Origin of the sequence: Thioalkalivibrio versutus, from assembly GCF_001020955.1 — a bacterium.
Classification (GTDB): domain Bacteria; phylum Pseudomonadota; class Gammaproteobacteria; order Ectothiorhodospirales; family Ectothiorhodospiraceae; genus Thioalkalivibrio; species Thioalkalivibrio versutus.
Genome location: NZ_CP011367.1, coordinates 2,192,906 through 2,209,817 on the forward strand (window position 1 = coordinate 2,192,906; position 16,912 = coordinate 2,209,817).

The 16,912-nt window shown below is 67.1% G+C and carries 11 protein-coding genes and 2 pseudogenes; 4 read left to right on the forward strand and 9 right to left on the reverse strand.

The genetic code is table 11. The annotated features are described in order from the left end of the window. Positions 1 to 31: 31 nt before the first annotated feature. Entirely contained in the window at positions 32 to 1,063 is a 1,032-nt protein-coding gene (locus TVD_RS10140; RefSeq protein ID WP_047251540.1) for a DUF2066 domain-containing protein, read from the reverse strand. Between the two features lie 185 nt (positions 1,064 to 1,248). Between TVD_RS10140 and purM the strand changes: the two genes are divergently transcribed. The 4 genes from purM to TVD_RS10160 are packed head-to-tail and all read left to right on the forward strand — an operon-like array spanning position 1,249 to position 5,201. Further along, on the forward strand, positions 1,249 to 2,307 hold the full coding sequence (gene purM / locus TVD_RS10145) for a phosphoribosylformylglycinamidine cyclo-ligase (protein ID WP_047251541.1): 1,059 nt from the start codon (positions 1,249 to 1,251) through the stop codon (positions 2,305 to 2,307). Beyond that, positions 2,304 to 3,032, forward strand: a complete 729-nt coding sequence (gene purN / locus TVD_RS10150) for a phosphoribosylglycinamide formyltransferase (protein ID WP_047251542.1) — start codon at positions 2,304 to 2,306, stop codon at positions 3,030 to 3,032. Before purM ends, purN begins: the two co-directional genes overlap by 4 nt. A 7-nt stretch (positions 3,033 to 3,039) precedes the next feature. After that, positions 3,040 to 3,789 (forward strand): DUF3108 domain-containing protein, encoded by a 750-nt coding sequence (locus TVD_RS10155; RefSeq protein ID WP_018176048.1) that lies wholly within the window; start codon positions 3,040 to 3,042, stop codon positions 3,787 to 3,789. A 5-nt stretch (positions 3,790 to 3,794) separates the two neighbouring features. After that, positions 3,795 to 5,201: a dihydrolipoyl dehydrogenase family protein gene (locus TVD_RS10160; protein WP_047251543.1), complete on the forward strand. Its 1,407-nt coding sequence runs from the start codon at positions 3,795 to 3,797 to the stop codon at positions 5,199 to 5,201. Positions 5,202 to 5,231: 30 nt separating this feature from the next. On the opposite strand, the pseudogene TVD_RS10165 reads toward TVD_RS10160, so the two are convergent. From TVD_RS10165 to TVD_RS10200, 8 genes and pseudogenes are all read right to left on the reverse strand, one after another. Beyond that, positions 5,232 to 5,729, reverse strand: a pseudogene (locus TVD_RS10165) (GGDEF domain-containing protein); the annotation flags it as partial. A gap of 284 nt (positions 5,730 to 6,013) precedes the next feature. Beyond that, a pseudogene (locus TVD_RS10170) lies at positions 6,014 to 6,463 on the reverse strand (PAS domain-containing protein); the annotation flags it as partial. A 326-nt stretch (positions 6,464 to 6,789) separates the two neighbouring features. Continuing rightward, on the reverse strand, positions 6,790 to 7,248 hold the full coding sequence (locus TVD_RS10175) for a DsrE family protein (protein ID WP_047251544.1): 459 nt from the start codon (positions 7,246 to 7,248) through the stop codon (positions 6,790 to 6,792). Between the two features lie 50 nt (positions 7,249 to 7,298). Next, complete coding sequence (locus tag TVD_RS10180; RefSeq protein ID WP_047251545.1) at positions 7,299 to 9,659, reverse strand: putative bifunctional diguanylate cyclase/phosphodiesterase; 2,361 nt, start codon at positions 9,657 to 9,659, stop codon at positions 7,299 to 7,301. 67 nt (positions 9,660 to 9,726) lie between these two features. Continuing rightward, positions 9,727 to 10,191, reverse strand: a complete 465-nt coding sequence (locus TVD_RS10185; protein ID WP_047251546.1) for a rhodanese-like domain-containing protein — start codon at positions 10,189 to 10,191, stop codon at positions 9,727 to 9,729. 224 nt (positions 10,192 to 10,415) lie between these two features. Next, positions 10,416 to 10,619 (reverse strand): cold-shock protein, encoded by a 204-nt coding sequence (locus TVD_RS10190; protein WP_018143924.1) that lies wholly within the window; start codon positions 10,617 to 10,619, stop codon positions 10,416 to 10,418. Between the two features lie 406 nt (positions 10,620 to 11,025). Beyond that, positions 11,026 to 12,924 (reverse strand): M48 family metalloprotease, encoded by a 1,899-nt coding sequence (locus TVD_RS10195; protein WP_047251547.1) that lies wholly within the window; start codon positions 12,922 to 12,924, stop codon positions 11,026 to 11,028. A 235-nt stretch (positions 12,925 to 13,159) separates the two neighbouring features. Beyond that, positions 13,160 to 16,639: a bifunctional diguanylate cyclase/phosphodiesterase gene (locus tag TVD_RS10200; RefSeq protein ID WP_082119119.1), complete on the reverse strand. Its 3,480-nt coding sequence runs from the start codon at positions 16,637 to 16,639 to the stop codon at positions 13,160 to 13,162. Positions 16,640 to 16,912 lie beyond the last annotated feature (273 nt).

Sequence of the window (16,912 nt, forward strand, 5' to 3'; positions counted from 1 at the left end):
GAAAGTGGGCGCGAACCGAGACCGGCGCGGATTAGCGCCGGTCCAGCCAGGCATCGGCACCGGCGGCGTCCTCGGGCGTCTCGGCCCGCGCGAAGCCGGAGCCACGCAGCAGATCGATCAGATCGTCCTGCTCGAGTCCAGTACGGACCTGCAGCACCACGCTGTCGCCGGCCAGGGAATCCAGACGCGCGGCCTCCACCGCCTGCAACCGCGTCAGCTCGGCGCGCAGGCGCTCGAAGGCCCCATAGCCCTGAACCCCGGCAAATCCCAGACGCAGCCATTCCGGCTCGGCCGCCACCCGCGCCAGGCGTTCGGCCACCTGATCCAGCCCTCGCGCCACCGCGTCGTGCGCCGCACTACCGGGATTCTCCCCGCTCGCCGCGCTGCGATACTCGCGGCCATCGTGCACGGCAATCGCCCGCGCCTCCGCCCCGCTCGTGGTCTCGCGCACATGCAGCAGCACGACGCCATCGGCGTCGTAGCGACGCGCCGCCTCCACCAGCGGCTCGGTCACGCCGCCGACGATGTCGGACGGCTGGGCCGCGCGGCGGTCCTGAAGGTCGCCCAGGGGGAACAACAGCGGCATGTCACGCGCCGCGGCCAGATCCCCCAGCGCGGAGAGAATGCCCGGACCGTCCACGGCATCCCCGAGCAGGTCGCGCTGCCCGCCCCGCTCATGGACGGCCCACACCAGCAGCCCCGGACGCTCCCCGAGCACGGATGGCACCCCGGCATCGCGCAGCGCGGTGCGCAGACGGAAGCGGTCGAACTCCAGGCGGTAGGAATCGTCCTCGACCTGCTGCCGGCGCTCCAGGGCCGCGATCCAGCCCGCGTCGTCACGCGCGTCCAGCAACGCCTCGACCAGTTCCAGTACCGGCTCCGAGCGCAGCCCGGCCAGACGCACCAGCGCCTGTTCCAGGCCCTGCTCCAGGGCCGCGGACTCGTCCTCGGCCGTGACCGTCACCACCACCGGGCCATCGACCGCGGCCGCCGGGCCCAGCACGAGGAGGAAAAGACCCAGCAGGATAGCCAGGCGCGAATGCGTTCGGGGGTGCAGTGACATGGTTGCGTTCAATTGTTCGACAAGCGCCACAAAATACCACAGCCCACCGCGCCGAAGCCCCTGAGGAAAGCGGCCCAATGCGGCCCGCGCCGGACCGTCTTCTTTGCACGCCCGCACCCGGCTCGCTACCATGCCGGGTTCTGCGAGACCGCCACGGCGCGCGGTCGTCAAACATCGGGGAACCCATGTCCGAATCCCGTTCAGGCCTGACCTACCGCGAGGCCGGTGTCGACATCGAGGCCGGCGCCGAGCTGGTCGAACGCATCAAGCCGCATGCGGCGCGCACCCGGCGTCCCGGCGTCATGGCCGGACTGGGGGGCTTCGGCGCCCTGTTCGAGCTGCCGATGGATCGCTACAAGCAGCCGGTTCTGGTCTCCGGCACCGACGGCGTCGGCACCAAGCTGCGCCTGGCCCAGGAGACCGGTCGTCACGACAGCATCGGCATCGATCTGGTCGCGATGTGCGTGAACGACATCGTGGTCCAGGGCGCCGAGCCGCTGTTCTTCCTCGACTACTACGCCACCGGCCACCTGGACGTGGACATCGCCGCCGACGTGGTCACTGGCATCGCCGAGGGCTGCGAACAGGCCGGTTGTGCGCTGATCGGCGGCGAGACGGCCGAGATGCCCGGGATGTACCAGGGCGAGGACTACGACGTGGCCGGCTTCGCGGTCGGGATCGCCGAGAAGGCCGCCCTGATCGACGGCAGCCGGGTCACCGCGGGCGATGTGGTCCTGGGCCTGGAGGCCAGCGGGCCCCACTCCAACGGCTATTCCCTGATCCGCCGCGTGCTGGAACACTCCGGCGCCAGCCTGGATGCCCCATTGCCGGGCGCCGACGGGGTCACCCTCGGCGAGGCACTGATGGCCCCCACCCGGATCTACGTACGCCCGCTGCTGGAGCTGCTGCAGCAGTTCCCGGTGCACGCGATGGCGCATATCACCGGCGGTGGTCTGACCGAGAATATTCCGCGCGTGCTGCCGGATACCCTGGGGGCGCGCATCGACCCGGACAGCTGGGCGCGCCCGCCGGTGTTCCAGTGGCTGCAGCAGGCCGGCGACATTGCCGACGAGGAGATGCTGCGCACCTTCAACTGCGGCATCGGCATGACCGTGATCCTCCCCGAGGACCGGGTCGAGGTCGCCAGCTCGCAGCTGGCCCGCGCCGGCATCCGCAGCTGGCCGATCGGCGTGATCCAGGAACGCGACGACTACCAGCCAAGCGTCTCCTACGCCGCCGCATGAGCGTCCCCGCCGGGCAATCGGCCGCGACCCCGAAGCGCCTGGTGGTGCTGATCTCCGGGCGTGGCAGCAACCTCGGCGCCCTGATCGAGGCCAGCGAGCAGGACCGCATCCCGGCGCAGGTCGTCGGCGTCATCAGCAACCGCCCGGATGCCGCCGGGCTGGGCTTTGCCGAACAGCATCACATCCCGCACCGGGTACTGAACCACCGCGACTACCCCTCGCGCGAGGCCTTTGACGCCGACCTGGCCACCGCCATCGAGGACTATGCCCCCGACCTGGTCATCCTGGCCGGCTTCATGCGCATCCTGACCCCCGGTTTTGTGGACCGCTTCACCGGCCGGATGCTGAACATTCACCCGTCGCTGCTGCCGAAGTACCGCGGTCTGGATACCCATGCCCGCGCCCTGGCCGATGGCGAGCCCGAACACGGCGCCAGCGTGCACTTTGTCACCCCGGAGCTGGACGGCGGCCCGGTCATCATGCAGGCCCGCGTGCCGGTCGACCCCAACGACACGCCCGACACCCTGGCCGCCCGCGTGCAACGGGCCGAGCACCGGCTGTACCCCGAGGCCGTGCGCCGGGTGTGTTCAGGTGAAATTCAGTGGTCCGGGCGGATCCTGCAGGCCGACGGCTCGCCGCTTGAGGCGCCGCTGCAACTCGACGAGGACACCCACGATGTTTCAGGCCCTGACGCCCGGAGCCGCCCGCCGCACCCGGTCGGCTAGAACCCCCATGTTCCGACTCGCAATTGCCCTGCTGCTGGCCCTGCTGGCCGCCCCCGCGGCTGCGGAGCGCGATCTGAGCCCGATCCCGCCGTACACCGCCAGTTACGAGGCCAACGCCATGGGCAACACGCTCAAGGCGCGCATCACGCTCAATCACGAAGACGTGCAGACCCGCATGGCGATGGATGCCCATGTCTCCGGTTTCCTGCGCATCCTCGGGCGTTTCGAGCTGAGCCGCGAGGCCCTGATGAACAGCCGAAGCGGCGATTTGCAACTGGTGCAATCGCGCAGCCAGCAGATCACCCCGCGCCGCGAGCGCAAGGTCGAGACCCGCTTCGACTGGGAGACCAACCGCGCGATCGGCACCATCAACGGCGAACGCTTCGATCTCGAGGTGCCGCCGCAGACCCTGGACTTCCTCGGCTCGCTGTATCTGATGATGCAACGCCTGGAGAGTGGGGCCCTGTCCAGCGAAGGCGACCGCGAAACCATCCAGGCCCTGGAACGCGACCGCCTGCGCGAATACCGCTTCGAATACGCCGGGCGCGAGACCATGGACTCCCCGATCGGCCGGGTCGAGACCATCCGCATCGATCGCCGCACGGACGACAGCGATGTCGCCCTGTCCGCCTGGTTCGCCCGCGAGCTGCGCCATGTGCCGGTGCGCTTCGACTACGAGGCCGACGGCCGCGTGTTCGAGCTGAACCTCACGCAGCTGGAATGGCACGACCCGATCATTGATCTGACCGACGAGTAACCACCATGAGCGAAACCTTTGACCTGGCCATCATCGGCAGTGGCCCCGGGGGCTATCGTGCCGCCGTCCTGGGCGCCCTGCGCGGACTGAACGTCGTCATCATCGAAAAGGCCGACTGGGGCGGCTGCTGCCTCAACCGCGGCTGCGTGCCCAAGAAGGACTGGTACCACACCGCACGCACGGTTGCCGCCCAGCGCCACTTCGCCGGCCGCGGCATCAGCGGCAGTCTCAGCGCCGACATGAACAAGGCCTGGGACCACCAGAAGGACGTGGTCACCGAGGTACGCAACTCCTACCTCGGCTACATGAAGCACCTCAAGATCCAGTACCGCCACGGAGCCGCGAGCTTCCGCGACGCCGAGACCCTGGAGGTCGTGACCGACGATGGCACCGAGACCGTGCAGGCCCGGCACACCATCATCGCCACCGGTGCCACGGCCAGCGTGCCCGCGCCCTTCGAGGCGGCGCCCGGCCGCGTCCTCACCACCGACATGCTGTTCGACGACAAGCCGCCGGCCGGCCAGCGCGTCGCCATCATCGGCTCCGGCGTGGTCGCCACCGAGTTCGCCTGGATCTTTCACCACCTCGGCAAGGACGTGACCTGGCTGAGCCGCTCGAAGCCGCTGTCCGGCCAGAAATTCAGCCCCCAGGCGCTGGGCACGCTGAAGGAACGCCTGGCCGAGGACGGCGTCGAGCCCACCCGCGTCAAGGGCTACGAGAAGGTCGAGATGTCCGACGACGGCGTCACCATCACCGACACTGAAGGCAACACCTTCGAGGTCGACTGGGTCCTGCTCGGCACCGGACGCACCCCGCACACCGAGGGCCTGAACCTGGATGCGATCGGGGTGAAGACTGATGGCCGCGGCTTCGTGAAGCGCCGCCCCACCCTGCAGACCGACGTCGACAACATCTACGTCATCGGCGATGTCGCCAGCGAGTGGCAGACCGCCAACCACGCCCTGGCCGACGCGACCATCGCGGTCGAGAACATCCAGAACGGCAACACCCGCGAACAGGACGAACGCTTCGTCCCGATCGCGATCTACTCCGCCGTCGAGATGGCGCGTCTGGGCATGGACGAGGATGACGCCGAGGACGAGGAACTGGAACCGGCGGTCGGCTTCGCCGCCTTCGAGACCTCCCCGCGCGCCCTGGGCCAGGACGAGCCGGAGGGCTTCGTGCGCCTGATTGGCGACATGGACACCGGGGCCCTGCTGGGCGGCGAGGTGATCGGCGCCGACGCCGGCGAGCTGATTCATATCCTGTCGCTGGCCCCCGACCGCGACACCGCTCTGGCCTGGATCGCCAAGGGCCAATGGAACCACCCGACCCGCGCCGAGGAGTTCCTCAACGCCACCGAGACCCTCGCCTCCAAGTGGAACCTCAAGTCCGAGATCTTCGGTCTCTGACCTGGCCTGAAGCCACCCGGTAGTCCTGGGCTAGCGTTCAGCCCGGGTACGCTTGGCGGCCAGGAGCTCGGTATCCGCACGCTGGACGAGGTGCTCGAGATGGGTGTCGTCGGCGAGAAAGCCGGCCGCGCCGACACTGATGGAGATGTCTGCCTGTTCCTGCACCCGCGCCTGCAGGCGCTCGGCCATCCGCCGGGCGTCTGCCAGGCGGGTGTCCGGGAGCAGGACGACGAATTCGTCCCCGCCATAGCGTCCGAGCAGGTCCGCGTCGCGCAGGGTTGCCTGCGCGGTCGCGGTGACCCGCTTCAGCATGGCGTCGCCGGCCGCGTGCCCCACTTCGTCGTTGATCCGCTTGAAACCGTCGAGATCGAACATCAACAGCGATAGGGAACTGCCGTGGCGGCGGGCGCGCTCCATCTCGCTCTCGGCCCGTGCCTGAAAGTGCCGGCGATTGCCAACCCCGGTGAGGGGGTCGCAGGACGCGAGTTTTTCCAGCCGCCGATTGGCCTCCTGAAGCTCGCGGTTGGCCCAGGGAAACACTGATGAATGTACGCGCTCGCGCTCGAGTCGATTTTGCTCGCTGACAAGACGCGGTGCCTGCCGTGCAGTCATTCTGCACAAGGGGGCCGCAACGCCGTCAGCGGGCAAAATCGGCCGAGCCCCGTCTTTCAATGGCTTGTGGGGTTGGTGCCCCATGTTCCCCGATCCTGCGTTGTGACGCTTGCCGGTAGAACCACTACCGGACTGCGCAACACGCCTTGTCTCGGAAAACATGGGGCACCAACGCGAGCGTGTACATTCATCAGTGTTTCCCTATTCAGGGCCTGCGTGCGCTCCTCGACCACGGCCTCCAGGTTGTGGCTGTAGCGCTCCAGATCCTCACGCGCCAGGCGCAACTCGGTGACATCCTGGGAGATTCCGAACAAGTGCGTGATCGCACCCTGCGTGTCATGCACGGGCAACAGCAGGGTGAGCCAGCGCCCTTCCTTTTCGACGCCATCGCCATCGCGAAAGGCCGCATGTTCCTCGTAGCGCAGGGGCGCATCCTGGCGCAGGCAGTCGCGGTAATGTGCGACCACCTGCTCTGCGACCGGCCACGGCAGGATGTCGTGCAGGCGCCGGCCGGTACAATCCTGCGCGAACAGCTGTTGCATCTTCGCGTTGGATGCCTCGACCACGAAATCCGGGCCTTCGACCCGAATCAGGAACATGTTCTCCGGAAAATGCTGCCAGATCTCCGCGAGCACGCTGGTCTGCGCCAACTCGTGCAGAAATCCTTCCCTCGCCGTTCTATCGTCCGTCATCGAATACCCTTCTGGTACGCCGGGTACACGCGGCCCCACATCCGCGGTCGCCCTCGAATCGATCTGTCGTGCTGACAAGGCGTGGTGAGCTCAGTGTAGCCGAGCTTTCGTCGCGAACGGCAGCGACGTCAGTGGGAACATTGGCCGAAGCCTGGCATTCAATGACTTGCGGGGTTGATGCCCCGCGTTCCTCGACCCGGAGTTACGCACCACGGGTGGCAACGGGCCGGCAGAACCGCGTCCACCCTGCGCCACACATGGAGCGCCGACGCGGGCATGGCCCACTAGCGCATGTACCCGTAGCCTTCCTGCTGTTGCAGGCGGATGATCTCGGCATCGGCCATCGGGACGACGCTCGCGAAGCCGTGGAAGTCCTCCGGGGCGTAGCCGCGACGAGCGGCGCCGGCCTGGCAGACACGATATTCGATCACGCCATTCAGGGTCAGCCCGCGGGCACGCGTCATCAGCTGCTCGTGCGCGGCGAAATGCTCGCGCGCGAACAGGTCCAGCGCTCCGCCATGGACCACCAGGACGATGTGGCTGTCGAAGGGGTCGTCCTCGACCATCCGGCTCAGGTAGGCCGCGTGGTCGAGCACGTTCTGCAGGGCCTCCGGTGTCCCGGCGGTCACGTCGTACACGGCCCGCAGACCCTGGTAATCCTGTTCCACCGGCGCAGCCGCGCCCCAGGGGGCTGGAGTCTCCCCTGCCTGAGCCATGACGACGGGCCCGATCGCGGCCCCCATCATCCATCCTGCGAGCAGGAGTGCCCGCCACCCGCGCTGGGTGCTTGCTGTCATTCCGTCGGTCCTCTCGGTTCGCAGTCCGCCTGGTTCGCTCGCCCGGGCCCATCGGCCACCAGGGCCTCGAAATCGGCGACCGGCATGGCGTGGTGATACAGGTAGCCCTGAAAGCGCTGGCAGCCATGGCGCACGAGGAAATCACGCTGGGCCTCGTTCTCCACACCTTCGGCAATCAGGCTCAGGCCCATGTTGTGGGCGATGGCCGCGATCGTCGCGACGATGTTGGCGTCGTCCGCGTCGTGCTCGATGTCCTGGACGAAGGAACGGTCGATCTTGAGCACATCCAGCGGGAGACGCTTGAGATAGCCAAGCGAGGAATACCCGGTCCCGAAGTCGTCCAGCGCCAGCGCCACCCCGCGCGCCCGCAGGGCCTCCAGATTGGCAATCAGCTGCGGCGAGGCATCCGCCATCACGCTCTCGGTCACCTCGATGTGCAGCCGCTGGGCAGCGGCCCCGGTCTCCTCCAGGATGCCCGTTACCTCGTCCATCAGGCGCGCCTGGCGCAAGTGATGCGGCGACAGGTTGACCGAGATCGGCAGATCCTCCAGCCCTGGCCGGCCCTGCCAGGCACGCAATGTCTGGCAGGCCTGGAGCAGCGCCAGGCGGCCGATCTCTAGGATCTGTCCGGTGTGCTCCGCCACCGGGATGAACTCGCCCGGGGAGATCCAGGTTCCGTCCAGCTGCGGCCAGCGCATCAATGCCTCGGCACCCAGGATCCGTCCCTCCGGGTCCACCTGGGGTTGCAGGTGGATCACCAGTTCCTCGCGCCCCAGCGCCTGGCGCAGGTTGCGCTCCAGCTCCGCCTCGCGCAGCAGGGTCCGCTGCATCGCCGGGTCGTAAAAGCGCACCGCGTTACGGCCCTGGTGCTTGGCCTGGTACATGGCGAAATCGGCCTGCTTGAGCAACTCCTCCGGCGTATCGTAGCCACGCGGGAACAGGGTGATCCCGATGCTGCCGGACATCACATGCTCGATGTCATCGATCCGGACCGGCTCGCGCATCGCCTTCAGCAGCTCGCCGGCGATGCGCTGGGCGTCGACCCCCGCCTGTGAACGATCGGGGCTCAGCTCCTCCAGAAGGGCCACGAACTCGTCGCCGCCCAGGCGTGCCACGATGTCCTGGTCGCGCAGTCGCGCGGTGAAGCGCTGGGCCAGGGCCTGCAGCAGGCGATCCCCGGCGGAATGGCCGCAGGTGTCGTTCAGGGTCTTGAAGTTGTCCAGGTCGATCAGCAGCAATGCGGCATGCCGACGGGTCCGGTTGACCGTATGGATGGCGTGTTCCAGGTGTTCCAGCAACAGTCGCCGGTTAGGCAGGTCGGTCAGCGCATCGCGAAACGCCAGGCGGGCGTTCTCCTCTTCGACCTCCAGGATGCGGCCGAGGCGCTGCGCCATGGTCTGCGTCACCTGCTGCAAGCGGGCGATCTCCGTCACTCGGGAGTCAACGCGCAGATCCGTGTGGAATTCTCCATGACCGATCCGGTCGAGGGTCTTCATGGCCTGCTGCATCGGCCGCAGGGTGCGCCCCAGCCAGAGGTACAACCCGCCCGCGATCAGCACGAGCACCAGGAAGGCGGCCGCATAGGTCAGCGCATTGATGAGGTTCTGGGTGGCGACCGATTCGGTCAGGTCACGCGACAGGACCACGTTGGCGGTCGGACGCTCGGCCGCGTATGGCGTTAGGGGCAAATAGACCACCTGCGAATGCCGACCATCCAGTTCCACGCGCCCGGCGGCCGCCTGCTCCTGCAGTCGCCCACTCAGCGAAAGGGACATCGAGAATGGCGCGGTGAGGGCCAGTGGCCCGCGACTATCCAGCAGCGCGGCACGACCGCCGATCGCCTCCGCCATGGACTCGAGCGCCGAGGTCGACAGATCGCGCAGTTGCACGACACTGCCGATGGGATTGCCGCCACGATAGACCGGGATGGCCAATCCGGCATAGATTCGTTCGCCGGGCACATGATGCAGCCCCTCGTGGAAGCGCCCGTCCGCCAGCGCCGCGTCCGCCAGCGGCACGCGCTCGCCACGGGTGCCGTCGGAGTCATAACGCACCGTGCCCTGGGCATCCAGGACCACGATCCGGTCCGCGATCCCGCCGGCGCGCAGGCGGTTGTACAGAGGGTCCGCGTAGGTGCTGATGCCCGCGTCGGCACGCATGGCGCCAATCAGCGCCTCGTTGCGCGTCACCGCGGTCGCCTCGGCGCGCATGCGCTGCCACTCGTTCGCCAGGGTCTGGCGCCAGGCGGCCGACTGGCCCTCCACGCCCAACCGGTCGAGGCGCTGCTCCGCCTGATTGACCGCAAGGTGCGTGCCCATCGCAAGGGTCCCGGCAAGCACGAGAAGCCCGGCGAACATGACTGCGGTCAGGACCGTCTGGAGCCGTATGCCCTTGCCGGAATGTGCGTCTGCGGCGCCCACGCGGCTATTCGAAGGGATAGCCGGAGCGGATCCACTCGGGAAAGCCGCCGGGAAAGTAGTAGAGATTGGTGAAGCCCCATCCGAGGGCGCGGCGCGTGGCCGCCTCGGTGCGCCAGCAGTCCCGTTCGTTGCAGTACATCACCACCGGGGCGTCCAGCTCGCCAATGAACTCCAGCAGGTTCTCCCGGGTAAAACGATTCCGCTCGTCATCGAGGTCGCGCATGATGGTCAGGTTGCGGGCCTCTGGCACTCGCCCCGCCTCGAAATCCGCGCGCAGCCGCGTGTCCACGAAGGGCACGCCCGCGCGGAACAGCGCCCAGGCCTCGGAGGCCTCGATGGTCTGGGTACCCGGGATCGCTGCAGGCGCGCGATAGGGGCCCTGGGCCGCAGCCACATTCCCCACGACCAGCGCCAGCAGCACCCCGAACACCGCGATCCAGCGAGGCCATGCGCGGCCGGCGCGGCGCATCCGGGCGCGGGTTTGACGATATCCAGCGATCATGCGGGAACCGTAGCACGTTGCCCGGTCTGCGCCACACAAAAAAGGTCTTCCCTGGACACGTTCTATCGTGGTTCTGCCTCGCCAAGTCCATGCGACGATGCCCGTCCCGACTTGCAGCCTGAATCGCGCACAAAAAAAGCCCCGCACAAGGCGGGGCTCTCTCAACCTGGCGCTTGCGCGCCGGGGTTGTCTTACTGAGCTTCGACGTTCGCGGCGGCCGGGCCCTTCTGGCCCTGCTCGACGTCAAACGAGACGCTCTGGCCTTCTGCCAGCGACTTGAAGCCGCTACCCTGGATGGCGCTGTGATGGACGAAGACGTCCTTGGAGCCATCAGACGGGGTAATAAAGCCAAAGCCTTTTTCGTCGCTAAACCACTTCACTGTACCTGTAGCCATTTCGGTTACCTCTGCTTGTTCATAATAGATTGGGTTTTCGAGGGGAGGAGAGACTGGAGGGCAACCGAACGACGATGGAACTTGATCGTGATTCTACGCGGCCCCAAACCAACCGGGACCGGAACTGCGAATCTTAACGCCCCTTTCGGGGTGTCGCCTGGTGCTGCATGGAGCCTGTTACCGTTACCTCGCAGCCATTGTCCTCCCAAACCGCTCTCGATTGAAAGTGTTTTTTCGGATTTTCTTGATGTGCGCCCGGAAAATCGTTTGTTATCCGCCGCTTGAGTCGGATTTTAATTTGGATTCAGGTGCTTATTTCCCACGTGGAAGCGGTTTCAAGGCATTTTCGGCCAGGACCAACGCGCCTCGAGGGACACCGGCCGCACCCTCATGCGCAGGCCGCCCGCTACGCCAAACCATCAAACACCCCCTCCGTTGCCAGCGGCAGCGGGACGTGCAGCGACGCCGCCATCACTCGCAGCAGCTCGACCTCGGCCGGCACCACCTGACCGCCATGGCTGACGGTGGTCACCATCGCCCGTATCAGCGAGTCCTTGTCGCGCATGCGCAGGGTATCCAGCTGTTCCAGCACGCGATCCAGCACATTCGCCCATGCGCGCGCACCGGCCACCCCGGTCAGGGCCTCGGGGATCTCCACCGCCAGCGGCAGCGCCCCGTCCAGGCTGCCAATCCCGGCGGTCAGCGCGGCCCGCGCCGCCGCCGGGGCGTCCGGATGGCCATGGTGGGCCAGCACCGCCAGCAGGTAATGCGCGCTCTCCTTGTGGGCGTCCAGCGTGGCAGTCCTGGGGCGGGCCGCCGCGGCAGGATCCTGCACATCCCGCAGCTGGCGGCTCAGCATGCGCCCAAGGGCATACTCGAATACCGCCACCCGGCCATCGGCATGAATCAGCCGCTCCACCAGCCCCTGCAGGCGCGCGCGCTCCTCGGCTGAAAGCCGCCGCAGCATCGGGAAGCCCAGCTCCAGAAGCGGCAGGCGCAGGTCCTCGCGCAGCGCAGGTTCCGCTGTCTGCAGACGACGAACGGCCTCTCCGCGCGCCTCCCCCAACGCCTCGGCAATCATCATCAGCTGCCGCTCGCGCACATCCGGGTCCGCATGCAACAGGAGATACAAGACCACCTCGATCGCCCGCGCATCCGAGCGCGCGGCCCACGCCAGCGGCCCCGGAATCGCAGCAAGCAACATGCCGGCACCGAGAATATGGGTCAGTGCCGGGTGGCCGCCGAGGGCATCCCCCACGGCCTCGGCGCCCGGCAGGCGCCCCTCGCGTTCGCGCTGCATGCCGTCCACGGCGCGCTCGTGCGCCCGCTGCCGCACCCGGGCATTGAGCTGGTCGCGCAGGCGCTGAAGATCCCGGGGCTCGAAATGCGGCTGCAAGGTGCGGATACGATCCAGCAGGGGTGGATGGGTCTCGAAGATCTGGCCGATCGCGTCGCTAGCGAACAGCATGTGAGTGATCTCCTCGGTATTGCCGTTCAACCCGGCATAGCGGGCCGCGACCTTCTTCAGCGCACCGGCCAGGCCGTCCGGCTCGCGGGTGAACTGCACGGCATGGGCATCCGCGAGGTATTCGCGCTGGCGCGAGATGCCGGCCCGGATCCAGCGCGCCAGCGCCAGCCCGGCATAGCCCACCACGATCAGGGTGACGCTGAGCACACCCACCCCGGTATCGGCCATATCGCCCTTGTGTCGACGCCGGCGCCGCGCCAGCCCGCCCTGCCCCAGCAGCGCCAGAATCTCGATCCCGTAGAGAATTCCGATCAGGCGCATGTTTAGGCGCATGTCCCCATTGAGGATATGCCCGAACTCGTGCGCGACCACACCCTTCAACTCGGCGCGCTCCAGGCTGTCCAGCGCACCGCGGGTCACGGCGATCACCGCATCGTTCGACGCAAAGCCGGCGGCGAAGGCGTTGATGCCCAGATCCTGCTCCAGCACGTAGATCTCGGGCACCGGCACCCCGGACGCAATGGCCATCTCCTCGACCACGTTGCGCAGCTGCCGCTGCTGCGGGTCCGCGGGATGGCCTTCAACCCGGACGCCCCCCATTTCCAGCGCGATCAGGCGGCCACCGCCATCACGCAGCCGCCAGGCGCGGTAGAGGCTCGCAAGAACGATCAGCCCCGCGGTGATCCCCATGGCCCAGGCCATGGCCGCGGTGCCGCCCCCCATGGCCCAGACGATCAAGCCCAGAGCCCCGACAATCACCAGCACGGCCAGGGCAAACAGCGCCAGCAACCAGCGGGTCCTGCGCTGCGTCTGCTCCTGCTGCGCGAAGAAGTTCACCGCTGCACTCCCACAGGGCTACGCTCCGCGCAGCCCGACGCTTGCGGCTCACCATTCCAGCAAGCGCCGCGCGACCCTCGCTCCGCCCCCCTGGATGCGCCTGAATGATCCATCCCCCTCCTGCCTGCCACGCTCTTGCTCCCTCACTGTAAGCCCGCCATTGGCCGCCGGGCGAGCCGCTCCGTGGTCGACCTTTTCTGCCGGCCAGCCCGCCGCCAGCACCCAGCACCCGGGGCTACAATGTACGCGCCGAACCCAGGTGCCCCGAGAGCGTATCCAGCAAACCATCACGCTGCGCATGCAGCTCGTCCAACCGAACAAGCGCGCGTTCCCCTTGACCCCGTTCGCGGAGTCGCACCAGCTCCCCGACCAGTTCGTGGATCTCCTGATGCCGCTGGAGCAGGGTCGCGAGGTCCGCCGGGGAAAGCAGCCCTGAATGCTCCAGGCTGTGTACCAATCCCTCCCGGTCCTCGGCGAGCGGCGGTGGTTGCGGGCTCTGGCCGCGAAGGTAGGCCTCCACCCGCATGACCCAGGCGCGATGGGCAACAGAGGCATACATCAGCGGCATGTCCTCGCGACCAATGCGGGAGAGCCCTGCCCAGTGCGTCGCTGGCCGCCAGTCGCTCACCCAGCCCGGGATCCGATCCGCCGGCATGGGACGAGCAATACCGTAGCCCTGGGCCAGGTCACAGCCGAGGTACAGCAGCATGTCGCCATGCTCAAGGGTCTCGACACCCTCGGCGATGACCCGGCGTCCGAAGGCCTCGGCCAGACTCATCACCCCGTTCAGGATGGCCAGATCCTCCGGGTCCTCCAGGATATCGCGTACGAAGCTCTGATCGACCTTGACGGTCCCCGCAGGCAGACGCTTGAGGTAGGTCAGCGAGGCGTAGCCGGTACCGAAATCGTCCAGCGACACGGCGACACCCAATGCACGGCAGCCCTCGAGACGCCGGGTCACCTCGACCATGTCGCCCAGTGCACTGGTCTCCAGGACCTCCAGCTCGAGACGCCGGGGCGCGATTTCCGGATGCGCCTCCAGGAGCAGCTGCAGGCGTTCGACAAAGTCACTCTGGCGCAGCTGGAAGGCCGCCACGTTGACACTGACCTCCAGGGCCGGGCCGTCCTCGGCCCCCCACTCTTCCATCTGTTTCAGGGCCCGCTCGATGACCCACTCCCCCAGCTCGACGGACAGGGGATGATTCTCGATTTCGGGCAGGAAGCGGGCAGGCGGCAACAGGCCATGCTCGGGGTGCTGCCAGCGGATCAGGGCCTCGACCCCGATCACCTCGCCCGTGCGCATGTTCACCTTGGGCTGATAGTGCAGCACGAACTCCTCGTCCCCCAGGGCGCGACGGATGTCCTCGATGGTCTCGTGATGGCTGCGGGCCGTCCGGTCGCGCTCGGCATCGAACACGTGAAAACGCCCCTTGCCGGCCAGCTTGGCCTGATACATTGCCTGATCGGCCTGGCGCAACAACTGGTCGGCCTCCAGGTCCTGACCGGCCTCGGGGTAGAAGGTCACCCCCAGACTGGCGGACACCTGAAGCCGGTCGTCGTCGATGCGTACCGGCTCCGAGGCTGCCCCGAGCAGACGTTTCAGCAAGGGCTCGCAGGCGTAGACACTGTCCACATCCACCAGGACCGCGACGAACTCGTCACCCCCCAGGCGTGAAAGCGTGTCCTCGGCGCGCATCACGCCCTTCATGCGCGCCGCAAGCTCCACCAGCATGCGGTCCCCGGCGGCGTGCCCATGGGTGTCGTTGATGGCCTTGAATCCGTCCAGGTCCAGGTAGACCACCGCCAGGCGCTCGCCATGGCGTTGCGAATGTGCCATGGCCTGATGCAGACGATCCGCCAGGAGTACGCGATTGGGCAGGCCGGTCAACGGATCGTAATGCGCGATCCGTTCCAGCTGTCGCTCGTGATCCTTGAGGGTGGTGATATCGGTCGAGATGCCCAGCAGCCCGACGATCCGTTCCGGATCGATCTCGTCCCGAATCGGGGCCTTGATCTCCAGGTAAACCCGGCGTTGACCGGCAGGATCGACGACTTCGACCTCCTCGGTCGTCTGCTCACCGGAGAGCACCCGGCGGTCGATCTTGTGCAACCGGCGCACGGTTTCCGGGGGAAAGAACCGGTTGTCGTCACTGCCGGGAAGATCCTCCGGGGTCACACCGAACAGCTCCAGGCCGGCGTGGTTGGCAAAGGTGTAGCGGCCCTCTGTGTCCTTCATGTAAATGTAGGAGGACACGTAATCCAGTGCGGCGCGGAAACGCTGGGATTCCGCGTGCGCGGCTCGCAGCGCCAGTTCGTCATTCTTGCGCTCGGTGATGTCGGTATCGGTACCGATCATGCGCAACGGACGCCCATCCTCGGCACGGCTGACGACGATTCCACGGTCCTGAATCCAGATCCAGCGGCCATCCTCGTGCTGCATCCGGTACTCGTTCACGTAGCGCGCCCGGCGACCCTCGAGATAGTCCCGCAATGCAGACGTCGCAGCCACACGATCATCCGGATGGACGCGTCTTTCCCACTCGTCCAGGGAGGTCCCGAGGGCGGACTCGTCCACCCCCATGATCTCCGCCCAGCGGGGGGAGAAGTACATCGTGTCCTGTGCGATGTCCCAGTCCCAGAGGCCACCGCCGGAGCCCGCGATGGCAAAGCGCCAGCGGTATTCGCTCTGGCGCAGCTGCTCTCCCTGCTCCCTGAGTTCTTCGGTCAGGCGGGCAGCAATCTGCTCCGCCCGCACGCGGGTGCCGGAGATGGACAGGATCAATCCGAACAGCAGGCCGCTCAGCAAAAGCCCCGCGCCCAGCGTCGCCCAGGCGGTGGTATAGGCCACCGCTTCCTGCGGACTCTGATGATCGAACTGCAGGGACCAGATGCGCCCGTTGAAATTGACCTCCCGGGACTGGGCAAACCGGCTGGGCGCCCCGGAGTCGATCTCGCTGTTGCTGAATAGCAAGCCCTCCGAATCCACCTCGGGGCCGTCATAGATGCGCAACCCCACGGCCTCGCCTTCCATCAACTCCCAGTCGCCGAGGATGCCGGTCATCAGATCCGTCATGCGGTAGGGACTGTAGGTCCAGCCTTTCAGGGCCTCCGCACGCTGCGCCCGCGTGCTGGTCGGCATCTCCACGCGATAGACCGGTACATACATCAGGGTTCCGGCCTGCACATCGTCCCCGGTCTCCTGCAACAACTGCACCCGACCGGACAACGCGGCGCGACCGGTGTCGCGGGCCTGAATCATCGCCTCGCGGCGCACCGACTCGGAGAACATGTCATAGCCGAAGGCCCGCTGATTACGGGCATCAAACGGTTCGAGAAACACGATGGAGGTGTAGATATCGCGCGGGCCCGGGGGATGCACGGTGTAATCCGGATACCCTTCGGCGCGAATCTCTGCGATATGGGACTCGAGCTCGTCGGGCCGCAGGAGGCGTGTAAAGCCGATCCCCAGCACCCTTTCAAGGGTGTCGGAGACGCGCAACTTGCGCACGTAATCGCGCCATTCCGTCCGCGTGACGGCGTCGGAGGCATCGAACAGCCCGGCCGCCCCGCGCAGAACCAGGGCATAGGCATCCAGGCGTTCCTCGATGCGGATCGTGACCTGATCGGCGGCGAAGGCAAACCGATCGACCGCCTCGCCATCCAGCAACTGCTTGACCTGCACCGCCGCCAGCAGCGACAGCAGCACGCCCAGCATGAGCACCAGGGCGGCGAACGAATACCGGCCGCTTGCATGGGCACGTGGATGAAATAGCGAAAGAAGCTTCAACAAGGCGCCCAGACGCGTAAGGATGCCTAGTTAATCACAAAAAAAGCGCCGATATACAGGGCCCGGTGCCAGGCCAGGGGATCCCCGCCGCACCCCCGGCGGTTGCCTGGGTCCGCAGGGCAAGCCCCGTTTGCGAAACCCACCCAGGACCCCCACCCTGCCCGGCACGGCCAGCCGGAAATGGTCCCGAGGCTGGCCTCA

Coding starts and splice junctions, on each gene's coding strand:
- TVD_RS10190 (WP_018143924.1), bottom strand. CDS start 10,619: ATGGCTACAGGTACAGTGAAGTGGTTTAGCGACGAAAAAGGCTTTGGC.
- TVD_RS10160 (WP_047251543.1), top strand. CDS start 3,795: ATGAGCGAAACCTTTGACCTGGCCATCATCGGCAGTGGCCCCGGGGGC.
- purM (WP_047251541.1), top strand. CDS start 1,249: ATGTCCGAATCCCGTTCAGGCCTGACCTACCGCGAGGCCGGTGTCGAC.
- TVD_RS10200 (WP_082119119.1), bottom strand. CDS start 16,639: ATGCTGGGCGTGCTGCTGTCGCTGCTGGCGGCGGTGCAGGTCAAGCAG.
- TVD_RS10175 (WP_047251544.1), bottom strand. CDS start 7,248: ATGGGGGCCGCGATCGGGCCCGTCGTCATGGCTCAGGCAGGGGAGACT.
- TVD_RS10140 (WP_047251540.1), bottom strand. CDS start 1,063: ATGTCACTGCACCCCCGAACGCATTCGCGCCTGGCTATCCTGCTGGGT.
- purN (WP_047251542.1), top strand. CDS start 2,304: ATGAGCGTCCCCGCCGGGCAATCGGCCGCGACCCCGAAGCGCCTGGTG.
- TVD_RS10185 (WP_047251546.1), bottom strand. CDS start 10,191: ATGCGCCGCGCCGGCCGCGCATGGCCTCGCTGGATCGCGGTGTTCGGG.
- TVD_RS10180 (WP_047251545.1), bottom strand. CDS start 9,659: ATGTTCGCCGGGCTTCTCGTGCTTGCCGGGACCCTTGCGATGGGCACG.
- TVD_RS10155 (WP_018176048.1), top strand. CDS start 3,040: ATGTTCCGACTCGCAATTGCCCTGCTGCTGGCCCTGCTGGCCGCCCCC.